The following is a 6,396-nucleotide window of genomic DNA, read 5'->3' on the forward strand; positions in this document are numbered from 1 at the left end:
CCTTGCCGCCGACGCGTCACCGCCGCAACCGGCCCGGCCGCGGCGCCCGTCGGCCAGCCCCCTCCGCACTACTCCGCGGCCAGTGCCTCCAATACGCCGTCGCCGTACTTGGCCAGCTTGTTCTCGCCGACGCCGCTGATCTTGCCGAGCTCGGTCAGCGAGCTTGGTAGGTCGGTTGCGATCTGGCGCAGCGTCGCGTCGTGGAAGATCACGTACGCCGGAACGCCCTGTTCCTTGGCCGTCGCCGCCCGCCAGGCGCGCAAGCGCTCGAACACCGGCGCCGCCTCGGCCGGTAGGTCGACGACCTTCTTCTTGCTGCCACCGCCCGACGACTTCGACCGTCCGACGCGCTCGGGCTCACGCCGCATCATCACGTCGCGCCGCCGACCGAGCACCTCGGCGCTCTCGGCGGTGAGCAGCAGCGTGCCGTAATCACCTTCGACGGTGAGCAGCCGCTGCGCCAGCAGTTGCCGGATCACTCCACGCCACTCGGTGTCCTTCAGCTCCGTCCCGATGCCGAACACGCTCAGATCGTCGTGCCGGAACTGCTTGATCTTCTCGGTCGTCTTGCCGAGCAGGATGTCGATCACCTGGCCGGCGCCGAACTTCTGGTTCCGCTCGTGCTGCAGCCGGTAGACCGTCGAGAGCAGCTTCTGCGCCGGAATCGTGCCGTCCCATGACTCCGGCGGGACCAGGCAGGTGTCGCAGTTCCCGCACGGCTCACCCTGCTGGCCGAAGTACGCGAGCAGTTGAACCCGCCGGCACTGCACGGTCTCGCACAGCGCGAGCATCGCGTCGAGGTGCGAGCCGAGCCGACGCCGGTGCGCAGCATCACCTTCGGACGTGTCGATCATCTTGCGCTGCTGCACGACGTCCTGCAGCCCGTACGCCAGCCAAGCCGTCGACGGCAGCCCGTCGCGCCCAGCACGCCCGGTCTCCTGGTAATACCCCTCGACCGACTTCGGCAGGTCCAGGTGCGCGACGAACCGTACGTCGGGCTTGTCGATCCCCATCCCGAACGCGATCGTCGCGACCACGACCAGGCCGTCCTCGCGCAGGAAGCGGGACTGGTTCTTCGCGCGGGTCCGGCTGTCCAGACCGGCGTGGTACGGCACGGCCTCGATCCCGTTCTGGCTCAGGAACGTGGCGGTCTTCTCGACGCTGTTGCGGGACAGGCAGTAGACGATGCCCGCGTCGCCCGCGTGCTCGGTGCGCAGCAGGTCGAGCAGCTGCCGCTGCGGACTGTCCTTGCCGACGATCCGGTACTGGATGTTGGGCCGGTCGAAGCTCGCGACGAAGTGCCGCGCCTCGGTCAGGTTCAGCCGGGTGGCGATCTCGGCATGCGTCGCTTCGGTCGCCGTCGCGGTCAGCGCGATCCGCGGTACGTCCGGCCAGCGCTCGTGCAGCTCCGAGAGCATCAGGTAGTCAGGCCGGAAGTCGTGGCCCCACTGGGACACACAGTGCGCCTCGTCGATCGCGAACAACGAGATCTTGCCCTGGTCGAGCAGCCGGACCGTCGCCTCCACCCGGAGCCGCTCGGGCGCCAGGTAGAGCAGGTCGAGGTCGCCGGCGAGGAACGCCTGCTCGACCTCGCGGCGCTGCTCGAAGTCCTGCGTCGAGTTCAGGAAGCCGGCCCGTACGCCGAGGGCGGTGAGCGCGTCGACCTGGTCCTGCATCAGCGCGATCAGCGGCGAGATCACCACGCCGACACCGGATCTGACCAGCGCGGGGATCTGGTAGCACAGCGACTTGCCGCCGCCGGTCGGCATCAGGACGAGCGCGTCACCACCACCGACGACGGTCTCGATGATGTCGCGCTGCTCCCCGCGGAACGCGTCGTACCCGAACACCCGGTGCAGCACCTGCAGGGCTTCGGAGTCTGGCAGTTCCGCTGTCGTTTCGGCCACGCAGCGATTCTACGGACGTCGCGAGGCGCGCGGGGGGACCCTGTGGATTACTTGGTCTCGCCGGCGTACGTACCGACGCTCCACACGTTGCCCTCGGGGTCGGTGACGGCGAATCCGCGCGATCCGTAGTCTTCCTCGCGCATCTCGCGCAGCACCTTCGCCCCGGCCGCGATCACCTGTGGATAAAGGGAATCCGGATTGTCGTGAACGAGATAACTTCCCTGTGCCTGGTCGACGAACCGGTCGAACTCGTTGGGTTCGGCGTTGCGGTCGACCGAGCTGACCATCACCCCACCACCGTGCGACCACAGCAGTTCGGCGTGCGCGATCGATCCCTCGGCGACCCCGGGGTAGGAGGCGACCAGCGTGAATCCCAACCCTTCGGTCAGGAACTTCAGTGCGGCCTGCCCGTCGCGGTAGATCAGCGTCGGCCACACACCGACCTGCCCAGTGCTCTGTGTCGTGTTCATACCCGCGACTCTGCCCTCACCACAGGAGGTTCGTCTTGAACATATGGGAGTTCCTCGGCGATCCATTGCCGCGGCGAGCAACCGGCCAGCGCGTTCCACTCGCGCGACAGGTGCGCCTGGTCGGCGTACCCGAGATCGGCGGCCAGGTCGGCGAGCTTGGTCCGTGGCGCGCGCTTCAGCCGCTGCACGGCCTGCTCGAAACGCATCACGCGAGCGGCGACCTTGGGCGCGAGGCCGTACTCCTGACGGAAGCGTTCGGTCAGGTGACGTCGACCCCAGCCGACTTCGGTCGCCAGGTCCTGTACGCCGACGCCGCCGCTCGTCTGCGCGAGCCGTTGCCAGGCCCAGCAGATCTCGGCGCGGGGTTGGGGGACTGGCTCGTTGCGCCACGCCTCGAGCAACAACTGCTCCACGATGGCGAAGCGTCGCGTCCAGCTGGAGGTTTCGCGCAGCTGCTCGGTGAGCTCACGGGCGGGCCGGCCGAGGATGTCGTCGAGCGGGACTGCGAGCGAAGCCAGCTCGCTTGGTGGGACGCCGAGCAGCGCGCGGCTGCCGGCCGGAGTGAGCGCGAGCTGGAGGCCGGCGTGGTTGGGGGACTGACCGATCTGTACGGCGGTCGAGTGCAGTCCACTCGCGAGCGTGTGGAACTTCTGCGTCGGCGCGCCCGGCCAGGCGATGCCCAGCGGCTCGTCAAGCGTGATCACGACGGTCAGCGACCGGGAGGGGAGCCCGCGATGCAGCTCGGGCGGCTCCCCGCGGTAGGCGTAGCCGATCAGATCATCAAGGTACGGCCGCAGCGCGGGATGCACCCGGTGCGCACGCAACTCGAAGTCCTCCATCGCCCCAGGCTAGATCGCAGACCCGACAAAAGCTCCTGTCAGGCTGGGCGGCGGGCGATGACCAGGCGGCCGAAGTCGGTCTGGGCCAGGCGTTCGATCTCGAAGCCCGCAGCCTTCGCCTCGTCGGCGAGCTGTTCTGCCGTCCGGCCGAACGGCACGCCCCAGCCCTGCGCAACGAGCTTCCGGAGGGTGTACGCCGGTCGATCCTCCTCGTCCGGTTCCGGCTCCATCTCCTGCATCAGCAGCACCCCACCGGGCTGCAGCACGCGCAGCAGCATGGCGAGCGTCTCCGCGCGCGTCTGTTCGGGGAAGAACGGTTGCGCCCAGAACGCGCCGCTGAACCTGTCCGGCTCGTCGAGTTCCCGCGCATCCATCACCCGGATGTCGATCCGATCCGTCACCCCGAGCGTTTCGGCCCGTCGTACGGTCTCGGCGGCGACCGCCGGGACCAGTTCGATCGCGACACCCTCCATTTCCGGGAACATCGAGGCGAGCGTCAGCGTCGCGCAGGCGACACCACAGCCGACGTCGAGCCACGTCCCGGCCTTGATCGCGGCCGACAGCTCAGGCAGTTGCGGGACGAAGATCTGCTCGTACAGCGCCTTCGTCACGGCGCCCGCCGCTCCGCCTGCGGCACGGGCCAGCACGAGCGCGTCCGGCTCGGTCAGGGGGAGCGGTCCAGGCTCCTCGGCCGCCGTACGGGTCAACCGCGTCATCAGGTCGGAGCGGTCGAGCAGATCGTCCAGCCCGATCCAGGCGTCCGCGGCGGCGAGTGCCTCGAAGGAGGGGCTCAGCTGCACGTGCCCGTCCGCCTGCTCCACGATCCCGTGCGACTCGAGAACCTCCAGGATGTCGGCCAGCCGAGCCGGCGGGAGACCGGAGAACTCCTCCAGCGCGGCGAGCTCGCGGCGTTCGAGGAGGACCTGCGTCCACCCGCGGTCCCGCAGCGTCGTCAGCAGCGCGAGAGCCTGGGCGCCGTTGGCCCAGGTCTCCACCTGCTCCCGCGCGGCGCGCGAGAGCGCGAGCCGCTCCAGCGGGGCTGATTCCGTGGTGGTCTCTGGTACGGCGTCGTCAACTGTGCTCACAGGGACAAGATGCCGGACGCCGCGAGAAGTTCGAAACACCCGCTCTGGGTTGAGGCGACTTCCCGCCGTACGCGGAGAACGGCTGTCGAACGCGGGACCTTCCTGGCGGGATACGCCGGGATGTGGGACCGGTGTTTCGGCATTCGGGACGGGAGTGGCAACATGCTAGGTGAGCAGTCCGAGAAGCGAGGAGATACCGTCGTGCCTGCATTGAGGTCCCGTACTGTCACCCACGGTCGCAACATGGCGGGCGCTCGCGCGCTCATGCAGGCCTCCGGGGTAGCGCGGGAGGACTTCGGCAAACCGATCATCGCCGTGGCGAACAGCTTCACCGAGTTCGTGCCGGGGCACACCCACCTCCAGCCGGTGGGCCGGATCGTGTCCGAGGCGATTCATGCGGCCGGTGGCATCGCGCGCGAGTTCAACACGATCGCCGTCGACGACGGGATCGCGATGGGCCACGGCGGCATGCTCTACAGCCTCCCGTCGCGCGACCTGATCGCCGACTCGGTCGAGTACATGGTCGAGGCGCACTGCGCCGACGCGCTGATCTGCATCTCCAACTGCGACAAGATCACCCCGGGCATGCTGATGGCCGCGCTGCGGCTGAACATCCCGACCGTGTTCGTCTCCGGCGGCCCGATGGAGGCCGGCCGGGCGACGCTGGTCGACGGTACCGTGCGCAAGCTCGACCTGATCGACGCGATGTCCGAGGCGGTCAACGAGAACGTCTCCGACGCCGACATCCAGCGGATCGAGGAGAACGCCTGCCCGACCTGCGGGTCCTGCTCGGGCATGTTCACCGCGAACTCGATGAACTGTCTGGCCGAGGCGATCGGCCTGGCGCTGCCGGGCAACGGCTCGGTCCTGGCCACCCACACGGCCCGCAAGGACCTGTACGAGAACGCCGGCCGCACGGTCGTCGAGATCACCAAGCGGTACTACGACACCGACGACGAGAACGTGCTGCCGCGCAACATCGCGTCCCGCGCCGCGTTCGAGAACGCGATGGCGCTCGACATCGCGATGGGCGGTTCGACCAACACGATCCTGCACCTGCTGGCCGCGGCGCAGGAGGCCGAGGTCGACTTCGGTCTGGACGACATCAACGCCGTCTCCCGGCGGGTGCCTTGCCTCGCGAAGGTCGCGCCGAACGTCGCGCCGGGTGGGACGTACTACATGGAGGACGTGCACCGGGCGGGCGGTATCCCGGCGATCCTCGGTGAGCTGTACCGGGGTGGGCTGCTGAACGAGGACATCCACACCGTGCACAGCGACTCGATCGACGAGTGGTTGAAGACGTGGGACCTGCGCGGCGGTTCGCCGTCCGCGGAGGCCGTCGAGATGTGGCACGCGGCCCCGGGGTGTGTGCGGTCGGCGACCGCGTTCTCGCAGTCGGAGCGGTGGGAGACGCTGGACACCGACGCGGCCGGCGGGTGTATCCGCGACAGCGCGCACGCGTACTCGACCGATGGCGGCCTGGCCGTGCTCAAGGGCAACCTGGCCGAGGACGGTTGCGTCGTGAAGACCGCGGGAGTCGACGAGTCGATCTGGACGTTCCAGGGCCCGGCCGTCGTCTGCGAGTCGCAGGAAGAAGCCGTCGAGAAGATCCTCGCCAAGCAGGTCCAGCCCGGCGACGTCGTCGTGATCCGGTACGAGGGGCCGAAGGGTGGGCCCGGGATGCAGGAGATGCTCTACCCGACGTCGTTCCTGAAGGGCCGCGGCCTGGGCAAGGTCTGCGCGCTGGTCACCGACGGGCGCTTCTCCGGCGGTACGTCGGGGCTGTCGATCGGCCATGCTTCCCCCGAGGCGGCCTCCGGCGGCACCATCGCGCTCGTCCAGGACGGCGACCAAATCCGCATCGACATCCCCAACCGCTCGATCGACCTCCTCGTCGGCGAGGCGGAACTGGAGACCCGTCGTACGGCCCTCAAGGGCGTGTACGCCCCCAAGGCCCGAGAGCGCAAGGTCTCCCAAGCCCTCCGCGCCTACGCCGCCATGGCGACCAGCGCCGACAAGGGAGCAGTCCGCGACGTCACCAAGCTCGGCTGATCCACCAGCGCGTGCCCGGCCCCAGGCCGGGCACGCGAGCACC

The 6,396-nt window shown here is 69.0% G+C and carries 5 protein-coding genes; 1 reads left to right on the forward strand and 4 read right to left on the reverse strand.

Annotated features, from left to right (window positions below; genetic code table 11):
• Nucleotides 1-68: 68 nt before the first annotated feature.
• Genes recQ through ACYVIO_RS22755 form a run of 4 tightly spaced genes read right to left on the reverse strand, consistent with a single transcriptional unit; the run spans nt 69 to nt 4,301 of the window.
• Nucleotides 69-1,907, reverse strand: a complete 1,839-nt coding sequence (gene recQ / locus ACYVIO_RS22740) for a DNA helicase RecQ (protein WP_460652872.1) — start codon at nt 1,905-1,907, stop codon at nt 69-71.
• A gap of 47 nt (nt 1,908-1,954) precedes the next feature.
• Nucleotides 1,955-2,377: a VOC family protein gene (locus tag ACYVIO_RS22745; RefSeq protein ID WP_460652873.1), complete on the reverse strand. Its 423-nt coding sequence runs from the start codon at nt 2,375-2,377 to the stop codon at nt 1,955-1,957.
• Nucleotides 2,374-3,216, reverse strand: a complete 843-nt coding sequence (locus tag ACYVIO_RS22750; RefSeq protein ID WP_460652874.1) for an AraC family transcriptional regulator — start codon at nt 3,214-3,216, stop codon at nt 2,374-2,376. Before ACYVIO_RS22750 ends, ACYVIO_RS22745 begins: the two co-directional genes overlap by 4 nt.
• Nucleotides 3,217-3,254: 38 nt before the next feature.
• The gene (locus ACYVIO_RS22755) at nt 3,255-4,301 is read right to left on the reverse strand and encodes an SAM-dependent methyltransferase (protein WP_460652875.1); all 1,047 of its coding nucleotides are present in this window, start codon (nt 4,299-4,301) and stop codon (nt 3,255-3,257) included.
• 201 nt (nt 4,302-4,502) lie between these two features.
• Between ACYVIO_RS22755 and ilvD the strand changes: the two genes are divergently transcribed.
• Nucleotides 4,503-6,353 carry a dihydroxy-acid dehydratase gene (gene ilvD / locus ACYVIO_RS22760; protein WP_460652876.1) on the forward strand — a complete coding sequence of 617 codons (1,851 nt, stop codon included), beginning with the start codon at nt 4,503-4,505 and terminating at the stop codon, nt 6,351-6,353.
• Nucleotides 6,354-6,396 lie beyond the last annotated feature (43 nt).

The sequence above is a fragment of the Kribbella endophytica genome (genome assembly GCF_054781295.1).